This window comes from Streptomyces sp. NBC_01433 (assembly GCF_026340105.1).
Lineage (GTDB): Bacteria > Actinomycetota > Actinomycetes > Streptomycetales > Streptomycetaceae > Streptomyces.
Genome location: NZ_JAPEPM010000001.1, coordinates 3949716 through 3968917 on the forward strand (window position 1 = coordinate 3949716; position 19202 = coordinate 3968917).

14 protein-coding genes and 3 pseudogenes are annotated in these 19202 nt (G+C 71.1%); 12 read left to right on the forward strand and 5 right to left on the reverse strand.

What is annotated here, in order from left to right; translation table 11 throughout:
• Positions 1-42 precede the first annotated feature (42 nt).
• From iolC to OG413_RS17890, 7 genes and pseudogenes are all read left to right on the forward strand, one after another.
• Positions 43-1140, forward strand: coding sequence for a 5-dehydro-2-deoxygluconokinase (gene iolC, locus OG413_RS17860; protein WP_266806739.1), 1098 nt, complete (start codon positions 43-45; stop codon positions 1138-1140).
• Positions 1137-2087 carry a deoxyribose-phosphate aldolase gene (locus OG413_RS17865; protein WP_266806741.1) on the forward strand — a complete coding sequence of 317 codons (951 nt, stop codon included), beginning with the start codon at positions 1137-1139 and terminating at the stop codon, positions 2085-2087. The genes iolC and OG413_RS17865 overlap by 4 nt, the downstream gene beginning before the upstream one ends.
• 27 nt (positions 2088-2114) lie before the next feature.
• Positions 2115-3101 (forward strand): 5-deoxy-glucuronate isomerase, encoded by a 987-nt coding sequence (iolB, locus tag OG413_RS17870; RefSeq protein ID WP_266806742.1) that lies wholly within the window; start codon positions 2115-2117, stop codon positions 3099-3101.
• Positions 3098-4996 carry a 3D-(3,5/4)-trihydroxycyclohexane-1,2-dione acylhydrolase (decyclizing) gene (iolD, locus tag OG413_RS17875; protein WP_266806744.1) on the forward strand — a complete coding sequence of 633 codons (1899 nt, stop codon included), beginning with the start codon at positions 3098-3100 and terminating at the stop codon, positions 4994-4996. The genes iolB and iolD overlap by 4 nt, the downstream gene beginning before the upstream one ends.
• 19 nt (positions 4997-5015) lie before the next feature.
• Complete coding sequence (gene mmsA, locus OG413_RS17880) at positions 5016-6518, forward strand: CoA-acylating methylmalonate-semialdehyde dehydrogenase (protein WP_266806746.1); 1503 nt, start codon at positions 5016-5018, stop codon at positions 6516-6518.
• Positions 6519-6630: 112 nt separating this feature from the next.
• A pseudogene (locus OG413_RS17885) lies at positions 6631-6837 on the forward strand (DUF6879 family protein); the annotation flags it as partial.
• A gap of 209 nt (positions 6838-7046) precedes the next feature.
• Positions 7047-7196 (forward strand): annotated as a pseudogene (locus OG413_RS17890) (DUF4291 family protein); the annotation flags it as partial.
• A gap of 53 nt (positions 7197-7249) precedes the next feature.
• Here the strand turns inward: OG413_RS17890 and OG413_RS17895 are convergent.
• From OG413_RS17895 to OG413_RS17910, 4 genes are all read right to left on the reverse strand, one after another.
• A complete protein-coding gene (locus OG413_RS17895; RefSeq protein WP_266806748.1) occupies positions 7250-7549 on the reverse strand; it encodes a hypothetical protein in 300 nt (99 codons plus the stop codon).
• An 18-nt stretch (positions 7550-7567) separates the two neighbouring features.
• Positions 7568-8179 carry a hypothetical protein gene (locus OG413_RS17900; protein ID WP_266806750.1) on the reverse strand — a complete coding sequence of 204 codons (612 nt, stop codon included), beginning with the start codon at positions 8177-8179 and terminating at the stop codon, positions 7568-7570.
• A 47-nt stretch (positions 8180-8226) separates the two neighbouring features.
• Positions 8227-10539 (reverse strand): site-specific integrase, encoded by a 2313-nt coding sequence (locus tag OG413_RS17905; RefSeq protein WP_266806752.1) that lies wholly within the window; start codon positions 10537-10539, stop codon positions 8227-8229.
• A gap of 130 nt (positions 10540-10669) precedes the next feature.
• Positions 10670-11719, reverse strand: a complete 1050-nt coding sequence (locus OG413_RS17910) for a tyrosine-type recombinase/integrase (protein ID WP_266810219.1) — start codon at positions 11717-11719, stop codon at positions 10670-10672.
• A 220-nt stretch (positions 11720-11939) separates the two neighbouring features.
• On the opposite strand from OG413_RS17910, the pseudogene OG413_RS17915 reads away from it, so the two are divergent.
• Positions 11940-12401 (forward strand): annotated as a pseudogene (locus OG413_RS17915) (DUF4291 domain-containing protein); the annotation flags it as partial.
• Here OG413_RS17915 and OG413_RS17920 read toward each other — a convergent pair.
• Positions 12364-12915 carry a zeta toxin family protein gene (locus OG413_RS17920; protein ID WP_266806754.1) on the reverse strand — a complete coding sequence of 184 codons (552 nt, stop codon included), beginning with the start codon at positions 12913-12915 and terminating at the stop codon, positions 12364-12366. The pseudogene OG413_RS17915 and the gene OG413_RS17920 sit on opposite strands and share 38 nt — an antisense overlap.
• A 212-nt stretch (positions 12916-13127) precedes the next feature.
• Here OG413_RS17920 and OG413_RS17925 point away from each other — a divergent pair, with 212 nt between their 5' ends.
• The 4 genes from OG413_RS17925 to OG413_RS17940 all read left to right on the forward strand — a co-directional run bounded on the left by OG413_RS17925 (position 13128) and on the right by OG413_RS17940 (position 19169).
• The gene (locus OG413_RS17925) at positions 13128-15782 is read left to right on the forward strand and encodes an alpha/beta fold hydrolase (RefSeq protein WP_266806756.1); all 2655 of its coding nucleotides are present in this window, start codon (positions 13128-13130) and stop codon (positions 15780-15782) included.
• Entirely contained in the window at positions 15779-16666 is an 888-nt protein-coding gene (locus OG413_RS17930; protein ID WP_266806758.1) for an ABC transporter permease, read from the forward strand. Before OG413_RS17925 ends, OG413_RS17930 begins: the two co-directional genes overlap by 4 nt.
• A 136-nt stretch (positions 16667-16802) precedes the next feature.
• Positions 16803-18491 carry a von Willebrand factor type A domain-containing protein gene (locus OG413_RS17935; protein ID WP_266806760.1) on the forward strand — a complete coding sequence of 563 codons (1689 nt, stop codon included), beginning with the start codon at positions 16803-16805 and terminating at the stop codon, positions 18489-18491.
• Between the two features lie 228 nt (positions 18492-18719).
• On the forward strand, positions 18720-19169 hold the full coding sequence (locus OG413_RS17940; RefSeq protein ID WP_266806762.1) for a DUF1772 domain-containing protein: 450 nt from the start codon (positions 18720-18722) through the stop codon (positions 19167-19169).
• Positions 19170-19202 lie beyond the last annotated feature (33 nt).

A 19202-nucleotide genomic window follows, 5' to 3' on the forward strand; every position in this document is an offset into this window, starting at 1 on the left:
TCGGAGCGGGTGCAGCGAGTGCAGCGGGCCGAAGGGATACGTATGCCTGAGCCGTACGACGTGATCACCATGGGGCGGATCGGGGTGGACATCTACCCGTTGCAGACCGGCGTTCCACTCGCGCGGGTCGACACCTTCGGGAAGTTCCTCGGCGGCTCCCCGACCAATGTCGCGGTGGCGGGCGCGCGCCTGGGCCGCCGCACGGCCGTGATCACCCGTACCGGACAGGACGCCTTCGGCGAGTATCTCCACCATCAGCTGCGGGAGTTCGGCGTCGACGACCGATGGGTGAGCGCCGTCGAGGAGTACCCGACCCCGGTCACGTTCTGCGAGATCTTCCCGCCGGACCACTTCCCGCTCTATTTCTACCGGCAGCCCAAGGCGCCCGATCTGGAGATCCGGGAACCGGAACTCGACCTGGACGCGGTGCGCGACGCCCGGATCTTCTGGATGACCGGCACCGGGCTCAGCGCCGAACCGAGCCGCGCCTCGACCCTCGCCGCGCTACGGGCCCGCAGCGCACCCGCCTCCCCTTCTGCCCCTGCCTCCGCCTCCCGTTCCCGTACGGCCACCGTCTTCGACCTCGACTGGCGCCCCATGTTCTGGGACGGCGGCGACCACAGTTCCGTCGCGCCCGCCCGCTACCGCGAGGCGCTCGCCCACGCCACCGTGGCCGTCGGCAACCTCGACGAGTGCGCCATCGCGACGGGCGAGCGCGAGCCGTACGCGGCGGCCCGCGCCCTGCTCGCGGCCGGGGTGGAACTCGCCGTCGTCAAGCAGGGCCCGAAGGGTGTCCTCGCCGTGCACCGCGACGGGACCACCGCCGATGTCCCGCCCCTCCCCGTACGGGTCGTCAACGGACTCGGTGCCGGGGACGCGTTCGGCGGGGCGCTGTGCCACGGGCTGCTCGCCGGGTGGGAGATCGAGCGCATCATGCGGTACGCCAACGCCGCCGGGGCCATCGTCGCCTCCCGCCTCGCCTGCTCGTCCGCGATGCCGTACCCGTACGAGGTGGAACAGGCCCTGGCCGACGGCGCGGTCGGAGCACCCGGCGTGCCTCCGACCGAACCGCCCTCCACCGGCGCACCTCCCACCGGCGCGCCCTCCACCGGCGCACCCCCCACCGGAGCCACCCCATGACGCCGCCGCCCCGAACCCCCGCCACCCCCGCCACTCCCGCCGTCCCCGTCCCCGCCACTCCCGCCGCGTCCGCCACCTCCGTCTCCGACCTCGTGCGGCTGCGGGCGCACCACCCCGAGGCGATTGCCGAGGCCGCCGCCCGGCGGCTGCGGCGCCCCCTCATCCGTACCGGCGGACGGCTGATGATCATCGCGGCGGACCATCCGGCGCGCGGCGCCCTCGCCGTCGGTGACCGCGAACTCGCCATGGCCAACCGCTTCGAGCTCCTCGAACGGCTCTGCCTCGCGCTCTCCCGGCCCGGGGTCGACGGGGTCCTCGCCTCCGCCGATGTCCTTGACGACCTGCTCCTGCTCGGCGCCCTGGAGGACAAGGTCGTCATCGGCTCCATGAACCGGGGCGGGCTGGCGGGCGCCGCCTTCGAGCTGGACGACCGTTTCACCGGCCACCGCCCCATCGACCTGGCACGGCAGGGATTCGACGCGGGCAAACTGCTGCTGCGCATCGACCACGACGACCCCGGCTCCCTCGACACCCTCCACACCGCCGCCCGCACCATCGACGCGATGGCCGCGCACCGGCTGCCCGTCTTCGTCGAACCGTTCCTCTGCCGCCGCGTCGACGGCAGGCTGCGTACCGACCTCGGCGCCGCCGCCGTCACCACCTCCATCGCCATCGCCTCCGGGCTCGCGGGCACCTCCGCGTACACCTGGCTCAAGGTCCCGGTCACCGAGAACCCCGACGACATGGCCCGGGTGATGGAGACCTCGACGCTGCCCGCCGTCCTGCTCGGCGGTGAGGTCGGCGACGACCTCGACGGGGCGTACGGGAAGTGGCGCACGGCGCTGCGGCTGCCGACCGTGCAGGGGCTGGTGGTGGGGCGTTCACTGCTCTACCCGGTCGACGGCGATGTGGCAGCGGCCGTCGACACGGCCGTATCGCTGCTGTAGACGGGTGCCGAAGGGTAGGAACCGGGCATGACGACGACGCACCGCGACCGCGACCGGCACCACGACCCCCAAGTGCACGACGGCCAGGTGAACGGCCCTCAGGTGGACGACCCCCAGGTGAATGACCCTCGGACGCAAGCCGGTCATGTGCACGACCTTCATGTGCGGGCCGGCAGCGCGGCGAGCGGCCCCTACGCCCTCGACATCGGCCCGGAGAGCGCCGGCTGGGGCTGGTCGAGTCTGCGGGTCCTTGAACTGGAGCCCGGAGGTGTTCACACGCTTGTCACCGGGGAGAGCGAATGGATCGTTCTGCCGTTGGCCGGTGGCTGTACGGTGCAGACGACAGGTGAGATCTTTGAACTGCTGGGCCGGGAAAGCGTGTTCAGTGGTGTGACCGATTTCGCGTATCTACCGCGTGACGCCCACGCACAGATCGCCTCCGGCGCGGGAGGCCGCTTCGCCCTGGCAGGAGCGAAGTGCGAGCGACGACTCCCCGCTCGCTACGGCCCCGCGTCGGAGGTACCCGTCGAACTGCGCGGCACCGGGAACTGCTCGCGCCAGGTCAACAACTTCGCCGCGGCCGACACGTTCGACTGCGACCGGCTCATCGCCGTCGAAGTCCTCACACCCGGCGGCAACTGGTCCTCGTACCCGCCCCACAAGCACGACGAGCACCGGCCGGGCGTGGAGTCGGTGCTGGAGGAGATCTACTACTTCGAGGTGGAGAAGGACGGGCTCGGCTACCACCGGGTGTCCCCGTCCCGCGAGGGCGGTACGGATGTCCTGGCCGAGGTCCGCGGCGGCGACGCGGTCCTCATCCCCGACGGCTGGCACGGCCCGTCCATCGCGCCCCCCGGCCGCACCCTGTACTACCTGAACGTGATGGCGGGTCCGGGGCAGCAGCGCGAGTGGCTGATCCGCGACCATCCCGACCACGGCTGGATCCGGGACACCTGGCCGGACCAGCCCGTGGACCCCCGACTCCCGCTCTACGGCCCGGAGGATGCCCAGTGACGTCACGGAGCGACCGCAGCACCCGCAGGCTGACCACGGCTCAGGCCCTGGTCGCGTTCCTGGCCCGCCAGTACACCGAGCGCGACGGCCGGCGACAGCGGCTGATCGGCGCCACCTGGGGCATCTTCGGCCACGGCAATGTCGCCGGAATCGGCCAGGCACTGCTGGAGACCGGTTCCCGGATGCCGTACCTCCAGGGGCGCAATGAGCAGGCCATGGTGCACGCCGCCGTCGGGTACGCCCGCCAGTCCGGCCGGCTCTCCACGCACGCCGTCACCACGTCCATCGGCCCCGGCGCCACCAACCTCGTCACCGGCGCCGCGCTGGCCACCGTCAACCACCTGCCCGTGCTCCTCCTCCCCGGTGACACCTTCGCGACCCGGCCCGCCGACCCCGTACTCCAGCAGCTCGAAGTCCCGCAGGCGGGCGACGTCTCGGTCAACGACTGCCTGCGCCCCGTCTCGCGCTACTTCGACCGCATCACCCGCCCCGAGGCGCTGATCCCCGCCGCCCTCCAGGCGATGCGGACCCTCACCGACCCGGCCACGGCGGGGGCGGTCACCCTCGCGCTGCCGCAGGACGTGCAGGCGCAGGCGTACGACTGGCCGGGGGAGTTCTTCGCGGAGCGGGTCTGGCACGTGCGCAGGCCCGCACCCGACGCGTACGAACTGGAGCAGGCGGTACGGGCGGTGCGCACCGCCCGCCGCCCCCTCGTCGTCGCGGGCGGCGGCGTCCGCCACAGCGCCGCCGAGGAGACCCTCGCCGCCTTCGCCGCGTCCACCCGTATCCCGGTCGCCTCCACCCAGGCGGGCAAGGGGACCCTGCGCCACGACCACCCGGCCGATGTCGGCGGCATCGGCCACACCGGCACCGCCACCGCCGACGAACTGGCCCGCGCCGCGGACCTGGTGATCGGGATCGGCACCCGCTACTCCGACTTCACGACCGCCTCCGGCACGCTCTTCGCCAACCCGGCGGTCCGCTTCCTCAACCTCAACATCACGGGCTTCGACGCCCACAAACTGGCCGCGCTGCCCCTCGTGGCCGACGCCCGCACCTCCCTCGAAGCGCTCGGCGAGGCCCTCGCCGGACGCGGATACCGGGTCGACCCGGCGTACGAGACCGCGTACACCGACGCCAAGGAGCACTGGGAGCACCGGGTGGACGCCGCCCTCGCCACCCCCGCCCCCGGTGCGCGCCCCACGCAGGCCCAGGTCCTTGGCCTGCTCGACGCCCTGGTCACCGAGGACGACATCCTGATCAACGCGGCCGGTTCGCTCCCCGGCGACCTGCACAAGCTCTGGCGCACCCGCTCCCGCGACCAGTACCACGTCGAGTACGGCTACTCCTGCATGGGCTACGAGATCCCGGCCGCGATCGGCGTGCAGCTCGCCGCCCCCGGCCGCCCGGTCTGGGCGCTCGTCGGCGACGGTACGTATCTGATGAACCCCACCGAAATCGTCACCGCCGTACAGCTGGGCCTGCCCATCAAGGTCGTCATCCTCCAGAACCACGGTTACGCCTCCATCGGCGGGCTCTCCGAGTCCGTCGGCGGTGAACGCCTCGGCACGGCCTACCGCCAACGGGACGCCGAAGGCGGCTTCACCGGGGCCCCGCTGCCCGTCGATCTCGCGGCCAACGCGGCCTCCCTCGGGATGCGGGTGCTGCGCGCCGCCACCGTGGACGACCTGCGGGAAGCGCTCGCGGAGGCCCGCGACTCGGACCGCCCCACTTGTGTCTACGTCGAGACCGAAACGCCCGACACAGTGTCGGGCCCCCCTCCGGCACAGGCGTGGTGGGATGTTCCGGTAGCCGAGACCGCGACCCGCTCGTCCGCGGTCAAGGCCCGCGAAGAGTACGACCGCCACGTCGCAGCCCGACGCCGCCACCTCTGAAGGCATGAAGGAGTACGCAATGACGAAGACCGTCGACCACTGGATCGGTGGCAAGACCGTCGAGGGCACGTCGGGCAACTACGGCCCGGTCACCGACCCGGCCACCGGTGCCGTCACCACCCGGGTCGCGCTGGCCTCGATCGAAGAGGTGGACGCCGCCGTCGCCGCCGCGAAGGCCGCGTACGAGACGTGGGGCACGTCCTCGCTCTCCACCCGCACCACGATCCTGTTCCGCTACCGCGCGCTGCTGGACGCCCACCGCGACGACATCGCCGCGCTGATCACCGCCGAGCACGGCAAGGTGCACTCCGACGCGCTGGGCGAGGTCGCCCGCGGCCTGGAGATCGTCGAGCTGGCCTGCGGCATCACCACCCAGCTCAAGGGCGAGCTGTCCACCCAGGTCTCCAGCCGGGTCGACGTCTCCTCGATCCGCCAGTCGATCGGCGTCGTCGCGGGCATCACGCCGTTCAACTTCCCTGCCATGGTGCCGATGTGGATGTTCCCGCTGGCCATCGCGTGCGGCAACACCTTCGTGCTGAAGCCCAGCGAGAAGGACCCGTCGGCCGCCAACCTGCTGGCCGAGCTGGCCGCCGAGGCGGGCCTGCCCGACGGCGTCCTGAACGTCCTGCACGGCGACAAGATCGCGGTCGACGGCCTGCTGGCCCACCCGGACGTGGCCGCGGTCTCCTTCGTCGGCTCCACCCCGATCGCCCGCTACATCCACGCCACGGCCTCCACCAACGGCAAGCGCGTCCAGGCGCTCGGCGGCGCGAAGAACCACATGCTCGTCCTGCCGGACGCCGACCTGGACGCCGCGGCCGACGCGGCGGTCTCGGCCGCGTACGGCTCCGCGGGCGAGCGCTGCATGGCGATCTCGGCGGTCGTCGCGGTCGGCGCGATCGGCGACGAACTGGTGGCCAAGATCCGCGAGCGCGCCGAGAAGATCAAGATCGGCCCCGGCAACGACCCCGCGTCCGAGATGGGCCCCCTGATCACCGCCGCCCACCGCGACAAGGTCGCCTCCTACGTCACGGGCGCCGCCGCCCAGGGCGCCGACGTGGTCCTCGACGGCACCGGCCACACGGTGGAGGGCTTCGAGGACGGCCACTGGATCGGCCTCTCGCTCCTGGACAACGTCTCCACCGACTCCGACGCGTACAAGGACGAGATCTTCGGCCCGGTCCTGTGTGTCCTGCGCGTGGACTCGTACGACGAGGGCGTGGCCCTGATGAACGCCTCGCCGTTCGGCAACGGCACCGCGATCTTCACCCGCGACGGCGGAGCGGCCCGCCGCTTCCAGCTGGAGATCGAGGCCGGCATGGTCGGCGTCAATGTGCCGATCCCGGTGCCGGTGGGCTACCACTCCTTCGGCGGCTGGAAGGACTCGCTCTTCGGCGACCACCACATCTACGGCAACGACGGCGTGCACTTCTACACCCGCGGCAAGGTCGTCACCACCCGCTGGCCCGACCCGGCGGACGCCCCCTCGGGCGTGGACCTGGGCTTCCCCCGCAACCACTGAGGCCCGGCCTTCCGGCCCCGTCGACCACGGCCGACGGGGCCGGTTCTATGCGACAACGCGCATACGGGCGACGCCGCGTGGACGACGACCGGCACCTCTCGTACGGTCATGGACGGAGCGGACGAATCCCTTGGCCGGGGTCCAGGAATTCTGGATGTTCGACCGGGCTGAAGTGGTGCTCATGAACTATGAGCCCGATGGTCGCCAGACCAGCCGCGAAGTGTACGAGGGCGACGCGGAACCGTTCATCGAGTATCAACGCATGGCCGTGGCCGAGTCGGTGCCCTTTGGGGCGTGTGTGCGGGGCATTGGCGCTTGATCCTCGACAGTTGGGGGAGTCCAGAGCTGATCTGGCACAAAACCCTGAAGGCAATGCGACGGCGAGCCGGGCGGACTCAAACCCGGCTCGCCCAGCGCTGCAACATGTCGCAAACCCGGCCCGTCCGTCGCCACACCTCGGATGACGGCGCCCGTGGGCGGGGGAAAACGAGGTGCGGGCCGGCGCCTGGCTCGCGCACCCTGGGCGCCATGAACGCGACACCCCGATACGAGATCCGCGCCCGGCACACCGCCTCCACCGTCACCGTCTACCAGGCGTACCGGCCCTCCATCGGGCTGCCCGCCGCGCGGTACGGGCGGTTTCCCGTGGGCTGGAAGCGGGACCGTATGACGTGGATCTTCTCTGCACCAACGCGGGCGTTAGAAGTCCGAAGGAGCGTGACTGCGCCGGATCAGTGACGGAATCGGGCGACCTCCCCCTCGATCCGAATCAGGAACTCCGTGATCGGGGCTCCGCCGCTGTCTGGAACGAGGACGAGGTTCTGGGCGTAGATCGTTTCGTCTGCGGCCAAGGCCGCATCCTCGTCACCACGGCGCCAGGCATCACGGGAAGCGGCGAACAGGGGAGCAAGCCCTTCCCAGGCTGGGCCGGGTTCGAAGCGACAGTCGGACCAGAACATGTCGCCGCTTTCGAGGGCCAAGGTTCCCACCAGCCGCTCACCCTGTCTGAGCTCCCAACTCCGCTCCGCCATGTTCCCCTCCCGCGGTCGTTACTGATCGTTCGACTCTATGCCGTGGGCGTGGCCGCAGGGTCGCTGAACCTCCAGGACGACTGCCGTCCCGGCCACGGATCGGTCCTCGTGCATGGTGATCACTTGGCCGGGCTCAAGGTGCTGCCACTGCTGAGGGTCAAGGGGCGCGAGTCGCACCGAGGCTCGCCCGCCAGGTTCGAGGAAGGGCGTGCGCTCAACCCAGAGCATGGCGATGTTGAGGGCCGGTTCGCCGGTCGGGGTTCGGTTTCCGATGTTCCACATCGGTCGCAGGACGCCGGCGCCGGAGATGGGCGTCTGCCGTCGGGCCTCGGCGGCCGGGCGGAGGGTGAGGTCGGCCCGGATGATGCCGTTGCGGGTTTCGTAGCAGCGCCAGTGGCACCAGGCCGCGCTCGTCTCCAGCCGCATCTGTTCGGCAGCGGTGGCCAGGGTTTCCCAGAAACTCAGGGGAAGCGGTTGGACGTCTCCGAGTTCCTCCAGCAGGTCAAGGGCCACCTCCCACTCGTCGTGGGTGAGGTACTCCCAGACGTCGGCCACCGTGATGTCGTTCTCGGTGGCCATTTCCTCGGGGACGAGCAGGGAAGCGGCTTCCAGCAGCTTGGGAACATCCATGCGCCTGATTCTGAACCAGGCCGCGTTTCTGGTGTTCGCAGTGCTGCTTACCTCTCTGTGGCCTGGGGTTTCTGATGCGGGATCGGAGGCATTCCGAGGGAGACAGGATCGTTGCGCTGGAAGCGGCGGGCCTGCTCGCGCTTGCTCCGCAAGAAGGTGAGCGTCAGATCGAGGCCTTCGATCTCACCTCGCCAGTCCTCTTCGACGGCTCGTTTGCGGCGGGCGAGGAGGTCCTCCTCCAGCTCGTTGAGGCGGGGCAGCATCTTCGGGTTGATGCTGAGCATCGGGCAGCGAATGCAGGCATGTTCGTGCGCGCACGGGGTGCCGTAGGGACGGCCGCAGGAGCCGAGTTCGACCCGGCGCTTGTCGAAGTGCTCCTGGAAGTCCTCCCACTCGTCGCGGGTGGGCTCCCGGTACTCCTCGACCGGTCGCGTGCCTCGGCGTCGGGCGAGGAACTGGTGGTAGTGGCTGATGACGTCCTCGTCGAAGACCGCGACGTAGCCGCGGGTGGTGCGGATGTCGAGGTGCCCGAGCAGGGCGGCGCCGATGTGAATGGGCAGACCGTTGTTCACCAGCTCGGTGGCGAACAGCCGTCGGAAGTCGTGCGGGGCGAAGTGCACGTTGGCGAACTCCGGGTGCGTGGCGGCCAGCTCATTGCACGCACGTCGCACGATGCGCCACACCGTCGTGCTGGACATACCGCGCTGGCTGCTGCTGTGGACGGTCTGGAAGAGGTAGGGCAGCTCCTCACTCCAAACCTTCTCATGCAGGTCGTATCGGGCGCAGACCGGGACGGTGCCGTGTTCCTCGCGGTGGCGGCGGATGACCTGGGCGATGACGTGGAACAGCTCGGCCGACATGGGGATGACGCGTTCACGGTCGCTCTTGGACGGGCTGACGACCAGGAGCGCGACGACCTCGCCGTTCGGGCGCTGGTACTGCCGGACGCTGAGGTGGCTCAGTTCGGTGAGTTCCTCGGCGCGCAGGCCGGCCAGCCGGAGTGTCTCCACGACGGCCCATTGCCAAAACGCGGCGTTCTCGTCCTGGGAGACGCGTACGAGGTCGCCGGTGGTGCGGTTGACCACACGGACCGGGGGCCGGTTGTGACGCTCGTTGCAGGACACCCGAAGCCACGTGGTGCCGTCGTGAACGAACTCTTCGCCGGGGTTCACGCTCTGCGCGGCCTTGAGCAGCTCTCTGCGCTGGTGCCAGGTGTCGTTGACGTGCTGGGAGAGGATCGGCAGCAGCGGCTGACGGACTCGCGTGCGGTTGGCGATCCGTTCGTTCAGGCGGCGCCGGCGCAGCTGGAAGTGGCGCAGGTCGGCGTCCCGGACCGGGCAGGGCGCGACCCATTTCGACCACCGCTCGGGCTCGGCGACGGACCAGGTGTGAAGGTCGAGGTAGAGGGACCGGACCGCCAGCAGCGGGCCGTCCATGTCCAGGCGCGGCTTGCCGCCGGGCAGGACCAGCAGCTTCTCCTTCCACTGTGTGAAGGTCTCCTCCGACAGCCGCAGGTCGGCCTGCTCGGGATTGATCTCCTCGATCACCTTCCAGAACGTCTTGACCAGGCGGGTGATCAGGTGCCGCAGGGTCGAGTAGTCCAGCTCGGCGGAGCGGCGGCGTACGTACTCCACCAACAGGTCCCGCACCTCGCGGTTGCGCAGCTGATGGCGGTCTACGGCTTCTTCGATCGACAACTGCCCCCGGGTGACAGCAGCCCGCAGAGTTCGCGGAGCGGAGCGCGGAAACTGCCCCATGTCGTGCAACACCGGCCAAGCCAGTGTGCCGGAGAAGGTGCCCGACTCGGCGTCTTCCCCGGCCAGAGCATGGGCTCGGCATTCGACGGCGTAGTGCAGCAGGGCCTCGGGCGTGAGCCCGTCCAGGTCGATCCCGAAGACCGTCAACGCGTAGCAGACGTCGGATTTCGCCCGGCCACGACGGGAGGAGCCGACGGGCAGCTGATCGACACGCTCGCAGAACTCCTCCAGCCACGGATCATTCGCGATGCTGCGGAACCACGGGGTGTAGCGGGTGAAGGTGTTGGAGCGCAGGCCCAGCAGCGTGGGTCGGATCAACCGCATGGCGAAGCAACGGCCCGCCGCCGCGCTCAGCCGACGACTCAGGGCACGGTCGTCCCCAGCGACCCGGCCGACGGGAATGCCCGCATCGTGGCCGGCCGCTTCCCAGCGCTCCTGCCAGGTATCCCCGGGAAATCCGGTCAGGTAGCCGAGGAACTCCTGCATTTCTTGACGTGCTCGCCACGTCTTGGAGCCGGCGGGCAGGAAGTGTCCGATGACCACCTCGGTGATCTCCTCGACCGAGGCCGTCGCGAAGTCCCCAAGCGAGCGAGGCGGCCGCATCGGGCATGGCGGAGGGGCGGGAATGATGGCAGTGGGCTCGAAGTTTCCGGTCGACACCCGGCCTTCGGCGCTCTCATGGCGGCGGACCCGGTTGGTCGTCGGGCCTTGAAGCCGCAGGCTGTCGCCGACTTTAGCGCCCGGCACCGAACACCGCCTCGATGTCGCTCGCCTCGTATCGCTGCGGCCACGTGGCCGGCTGGACCGGCCGTGCGTAGTGCTCTGCGAGCTTGTCCACCAGGTCGTCCAGTCCGACCACGGTGTAGAGGGCCGTGGTGCTGATATGGGCATGTCGCAGGATTGTCTGCACCTCTACCAGCGTCAGCTCCGGGTCGCGGGCGAGTCGGGTCGCGGCGGTGTGCCGCAGGTCGTGCAGCATCCAGTTCGCCCCGATCGCTTCGTCTGCGCGCTGGATGATGCGGCGGGCCGCCCAGTAGGTCAGCGGTCTCGGCTGGCCGCGGCGGGTGCGCCAGAGCGGCATGCCGTCGGGTGGGAGCCCGGCATCCTCCAGGTAGGCGGCGAGGTGGGCGAGGGCCTCGGGCGATACCGGAACCGGTTGTCGGGCCCGGCTGCCTTTGGAGATCACCCACAACTGGCCCTTGGTCCAGTCGACGTCTCCGAGTTCCACCCCGAGCAGTTCGGAGGCTCTGGCGCCAGACGAGACGTAGCAGGACAGCAATGCCCGGTCCCGTGCGCACTTCATCTGCGTGAACAGTTCGTCCCACTGGTGATCGGGCAGTGCCCGCGGTTGCCTGGCAGGCACCTTCGGCCGCAGCCGGCCGCGCCGATACGCGGCGCGGGCCTCGATGGGCGACAGATGCGTGAGCGCAGCACGGCGTGCCCTGTTCTCGGGCACCGGGTTTACCACCGGACCCCGACCGAAATGCAGGTGAAAGGCGTAGAACCCATGAACTGCCGACAGGTTGTGAGCGATGGTCGCCGGCGCGTACCCGGCCCGAAGCGTCGGCTTGCCCGTCTTCGGGTTCACCGTCCCGGCCCGGTGGCCACCGGCCCGGCGCTGGCGCTGTGGATTGCGAGCCGAACGGAGCCAGCCCACCAACGCGGCGGTCTCCGCCTCGGTGGCCTGCTCCCAGCCCACATCCAGTGCCCAGAGCACTCGGTACCAGCGCAACAGGTCAAAGCCGTAGCTGCGACATGTCAGCGGGCTGACATCGCCCAGCATCCGGTCCCGGAGGTAACTGCTGACCGGCTCGATCTCCCGACCAGCAGCATCCACCACCCGCCACGGCAACGAAGGCGACTCGCCGTCCACCACCGCCCCCATCCGGGGCAGCCGTACCCGGCCGTCAATCAGATCTCGATGAATCGAAGGAGCTTCATGCACCCCCGCATGCTCTTGAACCAAGGTCCCGGAGTCGAGCCGTGGCCTGAGCTAGTGCAGTCAACTGACCAAGCCCAGTTTCCTGTGGATGATGTACCGCTGCGGCTGGGGCGCGAAGGAGGGGCAGGAGACCGTTCTCGCCGTCGAGATCACCCGCGACGGCTTCGCGTGGGCGCTGGAGAACGCCGAACTCTCGCACTACGTAAGGGGCGTTCACCCCGATCAGGCCACCTGGCGGCGGAGCCTGCGGCGTGCGCCCGCGCGGGTGCAGTGGGACCCCGAGCGCGACCTGCACCTCAATCCGCTCCCGTACCGCTCCCTCCAACTGGGTCTGAGCGGTGAGGCGGCGGGGCGGTACGCCGATGAGTGGATCGTGGCCGTCAGGGACGTGACCCCGCTCGCGCGCGAGATCCACGGGCTTCTCCGGGCGGGGGAGCAGGACAGGGCGGCCGGGCTGCTGCCGGAGGAGACGCCGCTCGTGGGGTTCAGCGCGCCCCGTCCGGAGCCGCGGACCAGCCCGTGACCGCCAGTATCTCGGCCGCGATCTCCGGGACCGGCCGGCCGTCCGTCGGGACCCGTACCGTGTCGGGCGGAGCCTGGTCGTCCAGGAGGCGGGACTTGCGGGCGCTGCCCGCGAGTTCCCGGTCCAGGCCCGAGCCGATCTCCCGGGCCGACAGACGCCCGTGCACCGTCGCGTCGGTGGCGGTGAGCAGGACCCGGACGATTCGTACGCCGGGGCCGAGGGCGCGGACGAACATCCCCTCCGCGTCCGCCAGCACGCTCACCGTGTTCGTGTAGATCAGGCGGCGATAGCCGAGCGTCGCGTAGTTCCGCCACACGGCCGTCAGGTTGGCCTCCGTGAGCGACGAGCGGCGCGGGTCCCCGGCCGGAGCCGGATGGACCTGGCCCAGGCAGTCGCCCTCGATGACCGCGTGCGCGGTTCCGGCGGCGCGCAGCCGGTCGGAGACCTCCCAGCCCACCGTCGTCTTTCCGGCGCCCGCGCGGCCGCCGATGAGAAGTACCTCGGGGTGATCCATGGAGGCAGGGTGCCAGGCCGCCGCGGGCCTTCGCCACAGGGTTGTCCGGTGCTTCGGGCGGGCAGAAGGGAGGAGGTGTCGGGAGAGGCCGGATACGGCTCCGTGTACCGCGTCCGGAGTACGACGCCCCCGCCCCGTACCTCTCAGGGAGGCCCGGTACCTCCCCCCGGCGGCAGGGTGAGCGGTGGCACCGTCCGTTTAGGGTCGTAGACATGGAGACCCCTACTTCTCGATGGCGGCGCCGACTGCCCCGCAAACGTGGCCGGTGGGCCGCGGTCGTCGCCGCGCTCGTCGTGCTCGCGGGTGCCGGTACCTGGACCGCGGTCGCCGACGACAGTGCGCCGGCCGTGCACCGCGAGGACCGGATGATGCGGATGAACGGGGTGTCCATCGACACGTCGTACTTCACGTCCGGCGGCTCGCAGCGCCGTCCCGCCGTGCTCATCGGGCACGGCTTCGGCGGCAGCAAGGCCGATGTGCGGGCCCAGGCCGAGAAGCTGGCGGGCGACGGGTACGCCGTGCTGACCTGGTCCGCCCGCGGGTTCGGGAAGTCCGGCGGGGAGATCTCGCTGAACGCCCCCGACCGCGAGGTCAAGGACGTCTCCGGGCTCATCGACTGGCTCGGCGCCCGGCCCGAGGTCGAACTCGACGGCAGGGGCGACCCCCGCGTCGGAGTCACCGGGTCCTCCTACGGCGGGGCCGTCTCGCTGCTCGCCGCCGGGTACGACCGGCGCGTCGACGCCATCGCCCCCGTCATCACCTACTGGAACCTCGCCGAAGCGCTCTTCCCCGACGGGGTGTTCAAGAAGCTCTGGGCCGGGATCTTCGTCACCTCGGGGGGAGGCTGCGAGAAGTTCGAGAAGCAGCTCTGCGAGATGTACGAGCGGGTCGCCGTCAGCGGGAAGCCGGACGCGGCCGCGCGCGAACTGCTGACCGCGCGGTCACCGGTCGCCGTCGCCGACCGCATCGACGTGCCCTCGCTCGTCGTGCAGGGGCAGAGCGACTCCCTCTTCCCACTCGGCCAGGCCGACGCCATGGCGAAGGCGATCAAGGCCAACGGCGCCCCCGTGTCCGTCGACTGGATCGCGGGCGGGCACGACGGCGGCGACCGGGAGGGCGACCGGATCCAGAACCGGGTCGGCGACTGGTTCGACCGCTATCTCAAGGACGACAAGGGCGCCGGCACCGGGCCCGCCTTCCGGGTCACCCGTACCGGAGGAATCGACTCCACCGACGGCGCCGCACTCCAGCGCGGGGCGAGCGGCGACACCTACCCGGGGCTGCGCAGCGGCGGCCGGGAATTCGGACTCGACGGGCGGACGCAGACGTTCCGTAATCCTGCCGGGGCCAGTCCGCCCGCCATCTCCGCCGTGCCCGGCGTGGGCGGCGGGCTCTCCCAGCTCTCCTCGCTCGGCGTCGGGCTGTCGATCGACTTCCCGGGCCAGCACGCACGCTTCGACTCGGCCCCGCTCGACACCTCCGTGCGGGTCACCGGAACACCCACGGTGCGGGTGAACGTCAAGGCCGGAGAGGGCAGCGACGCCGTGCTGTTCGGCAAGGTCTACGACGTGTCGCCGGACGGCAAGCAGCAGGTACTGCCCTCCCAGCTCGTCGCCCCCTACCGGATCACCCCCGCACAGCAGGGCAGGCCGGTCGAGCTGACCCTGCCCGCCGTCGACCACGAAGTCGACTCCGGGCACCGGCTGCGCCTCGTCCTGTCGGCGACCGACCTCGGTTACGCCTCACCGGCCGAGCCGACGACGTACACCGTGAGCGTGGACGGACCGCTGATCGTCCCCACCGCGCCCGCCGTGAAGACCGCGTCCTCCGCCCTCCCGTGGTGGACCTGGGGGCTCCCGGCCGCCGCGCTCGTCATCGCCGCCGCGCTGCTGCTCACCGCACGCCGCCGCACCGCGACCCCGGCACCCGACCCGGCACTCACCGACGTACCGCTCCAGATCACCGGCCTGTCCAAGAAGTACGCCAAGTCCGCCGACCGGTACGCCGTCCGCGAGCTGTCCTTCCGGGTGGAGAAGGGGCAGGTGCTCGGACTCCTCGGGCCGAACGGCGCGGGCAAGACCACCACCCTGCGCATGCTGATGGGGCTCATCGCACCCGACGAGGGCGAGATCCGCGTCTTCGGCCAGGCCATCCGGCCCGGCGCACCCGTGCTGTCCCGCGTCGGGGCGTTCGTCGAAGGGGCGGGCTTCCTGCCGCATCTGTCCGGGCGCGCCAACCTGGAGCTGTACTGGCAGGCCACCGGCCGCCCCGCCGAGGACTCGCACATCGACGACGCCCTGGAGATCGCCGGGCTCGGCGACGCCCTGGCCCGCGCCGTGCGCACCTACTCGCAGGGCATGCGGCAGCGGCTCGCCATCGCCCAGGCCATGCTCGGGATGCCGGACCTGCTCATCCTGGACGAGCCGACCAACGGCCTCGACCCGCCCCAGATCCGGGAGATGCGGGACGTGATGATCCGGTACGCGGCCGGAGGACGGACCGTCATCGTCTCCAGCCACCTCCTGTCCGAGGTCGAACAGTCCTGTACTCACCTCGTCGTCATGGACCGGGGACGGCTCGTCCAGGCCGGCCCGGTCGCCGAGATCACCGGCTCCGGCGACATGCTGCTCGTCACCACCGCCGAGGACGTGGCCGAGTCGCTCGTGGAGAAGGTCTCCGCGCTGCCCGGCATCGGCTCCGCCGTCCGGACCGATGACGGGCGCGGGCTGCTCGTCCGGCTCGACGGCGCCACCGCCTCCCGGCTCGTCACCGAACTCGTCCGGCTGGACGTCCCGGTCACGGGCGTCGGGCCGCACCGCCGCCTGGAGGACGCCTTCCTCACCCTCATCTCCGGAGGAACCGCATGAGCTCCGCAGCCGACGTCCGGGAGGCGGCCGAGGCCGTCGAGGCCCCTGGCTACCGCGCCCGGCACACCCTGCCGCTGCGCGTTGAGGCGATGCGGCAACTGCGCAGGCGCCGCACCCTGCTGATGGGCGGGGTGCTGGCCGCGCTGCCGTTCATCCTGATCATCGCCTTCGCGATCGGCGGCACACCGGACGGCGGACCCGACGGCGGCGGCCGGCTCACCCTGATGGACACCGCGACCGCGTCCGCCGCGAACTTCGCCGCGACCTGCCTGTTCGTCTCGGCCGGGTTCCTGCTGGTGGTGCCGGTCGCCCTGTTCTGCGGGGACACCGTCGCCTCCGAGGCCAGCTGGTCCTCACTGCGCTATCTGCTCGCCGCGCCCGTGCCCCGGATGCGGCTGCTGTGGAGCAAGCTCGTCGTCGCGCTCGGTTTCAGCCTGGCCGCGATGGTGCTGCTGCCGGTCGTCGCGCTGGCGGCGGGGGCCGCGGCGTACGGCTGGGGGCCGCTCGAACTGCCCACCGGGGGAGCGCTCGCGACCGGTGACACGGTGCCGCGTCTCGCGCTCGTCGTGGCGTTCGTCTTCGTTTCCCAACTGGTCACCGCCGCCCTGGCGTTCTGGCTGTCGACGAAGACGGACGCCCCGCTCGGCGCGGTCGGCGGCGCGGTCGGTCTGACCATCGTCGGCAATGTGCTGGACGCCGTCACCGCGCTCGGCTCCTGGCGCGAATTCCTGCCCGCGCACTGGCAGTTCGCGTGGGCGGACGCGCTCCAGCCGGAGCTGGAGTGGGGCGGGATGGTGAAGGGCGCGGCGGTCTCGGTGACGTATGCCCTGATTCTGTTCGCGTTGGCCTTCCGGGGGTTCAGTCGTAAGGACATCGTGTCCTGAACCTGATATTCCGCGGGTCCGGGCTCGCTCAGCCGTCCGCCGTTGCCGCTTCGAGACTGTTCCGCAATGCGTTCATCGGCTCCCTTCGGCCACCTCGTACGTCACATTCACAGATGTCGACGACGTGGGGGTACCGATGAAACACCGGACACGGGCAGCCGCACTGCTGCTGGCGGGCGGAGTGCTGATCACCGGCTGCGGCGGTGGAATGGACGGAGCCTCGTCCGCCGACCGCCAGTCCACCGCCCGGAAGGAACCGGGGTCGACCGGCGGCGGGCAGCCTGCTCCGGCCGCCCCCTCCGCGGCGCCCGACCCCTTCGCGGCGCCCGACGGCGCCGCGAAGGGTGACGGGGCGGCCGGGAAGCAGCGGGACGTCGCGCCGCCCGACTATCTGTCCACGTTCGCCCTGGACGTGGACACCGCCAGCTACGGCTACGCGCGCCGCACCCTGGGCGACGGCAGGCTGCCGGAGCCCGGGACCGTACGGCCCGAGGAGTTCGTCAACAGCTTCCGCCAGGGCTACGAGCGGCCGAAGGGCAACGGCTTCTCGGTGACCGTCGACGGGGCGCGGGCCGACGGGGAGTCCGGGGACGGCTCAGGGGACGGCTCAGGGGGCAGCTCCGGGCGCGGCTCCGGGGACGGCTCAGGGGACGGCTCAGGAAAGGGGGCCGGTGACTGGTCGCTCGTCCGGGTCGGCCTGGCCACCAGGGCTGCCGCGCCCAGCGGTGAACGCCCGCCCGCCGCCCTGACGTTCGTCGTCGACATCTCCGGGTCCATGGCCGAGCCGGGCCGTCTCGACCTGGCGAAGAAGTCCCTGACGATCCTCACCGACGAACTGCGCGACGACGACGCGGTCTCCCTGGTCACCTTCAGCGACGAGGCCGAGACCCGGCTGCCGATGACCCGGCTCCGGGGCAACCGGACCGCGATCCGCGACGCGGTCGAGGAGATGGAACCGACCGACTCCACCAACGTCGAGGCCGGCATCGTGCGCGGCTACGAGGAGGCGGTCGAGGGTCACCGCGAGGGCGCCACCAACCGCGTCGTGCTGCTCTCCGACGCCCTCGCCAACACCGGCGAGACCCGGGCCGACGCGATCCTCGAACGCATCGGTGAAGCACGCCGCGAGCACGGCATCACGCTCTTCGGCGTCGGGGTCGGCAGCGACTACGGCGACGCGCTGATGGAGCGCCTCACCAACAAGGGCGACGGCGACACCACGTACATCGCCGACGAGACCCAGGCGCGCAAGGTCTTCGTCGATCAGCTGCCCGCCCATGTGGAACTGCGGGCGCGCGACGCCAAGGCCCAGGTCGCCTTCGACCGCGAGAACGTCAAGCAGTTCCGGCTCATCGGCTACGAGAACCGCAAGGTCGCCGACGAGGACTTCCGCGACGACAGCGTCGACGGCGGCGAGGTCGGCCCCGGCCACACGGTGACCGCGCTCTATGCCGTACGGCTGCGGGAGGGCGCGTCCGGCCGGGTGGCGACGGCCACGGTGCGCTGGCTCGACCCCAGGACCCGTGAGGCGCACGAGGAGACCGGCTCCGTTCGGAGCGGGTCGATCGACGGCTCGCTGTGGGGCGACACCGGTGAGCGGCTCCAAGTGGCGGCGGTTGCCGCGTACTTCGCCGAAACACTGCGCGGCGGGGAGCTGCCGGGCATGCCCGGACTCGCCGAACTCGCCTCCCGTGCGTCGAAGTTGGCGGGCGTGACCGAGGACAGTTCGGTACGGAAGCTGGCGACGGCGATCCGCCATGCCGACCGGCTCAAGGGCGGCGACGGTCCGAAGGAGGGCGGCGCGGCCGAGGGCGAGATCGGCTGAGCCCCGGCGGGATCGGCCGAGCCCAGCCGGGCTTTGGACGGTCCCGGTGGGCTTCGGCGGCCTCCGGCCGGGCTCAGGCCGCGCTTCGGAGGGGCCCGGCCGCGGCTCAGGCGGGCTTCGGCGGGCTCAGGCGGGTTTCGGCGGGAAGGGCAGGCGGGTGCGTACGGTGCTTAAGGCCGTGGGGAATTGGGGCTGTGCCGCCCGCCGTCCCGCGTCATGATGTGCACCATGACCTCCCTGTTCCTGGTGCTCTCCGCGATCGTCAACGGCCTCTACGCGGGCTTCATGCTCACGTTCCTCATCGCGATCATGCCCGGACTCGCGGCGCTGCCGGACGAACAGTTCACGGCCGCGATGCGCCGCTTCAACGAGAAGGTGCCGGGGCCGGTCTTCCTCGTCCTGTTCCTCGGAGTGGTCGCCCTTCCGGTCGCGGCGCTGGTCTCCGGCGTCGGCGGGGAGTCGCGGCTGCCCGTCGTCGTGGCGGGGCTGGCCTGCGCCGTGATCGGGCATCTGATCACGATCGCCGGGAACATCCCGCTGAACAAGGCGCTCGCGGACTCCGAGGGCGGTGACGACAGCGCGGCCCGCACGGCGTTCGAGTCCCGCTGGAACGCCCTCCACCGGGTCCGCACCGTCTTCTCCCTCGCCGCCTGCGCCCTGCTGACGGCCGCGCTGTAGCCGTCGGGCCCGCCGACCGTCGACCGCCGCGCC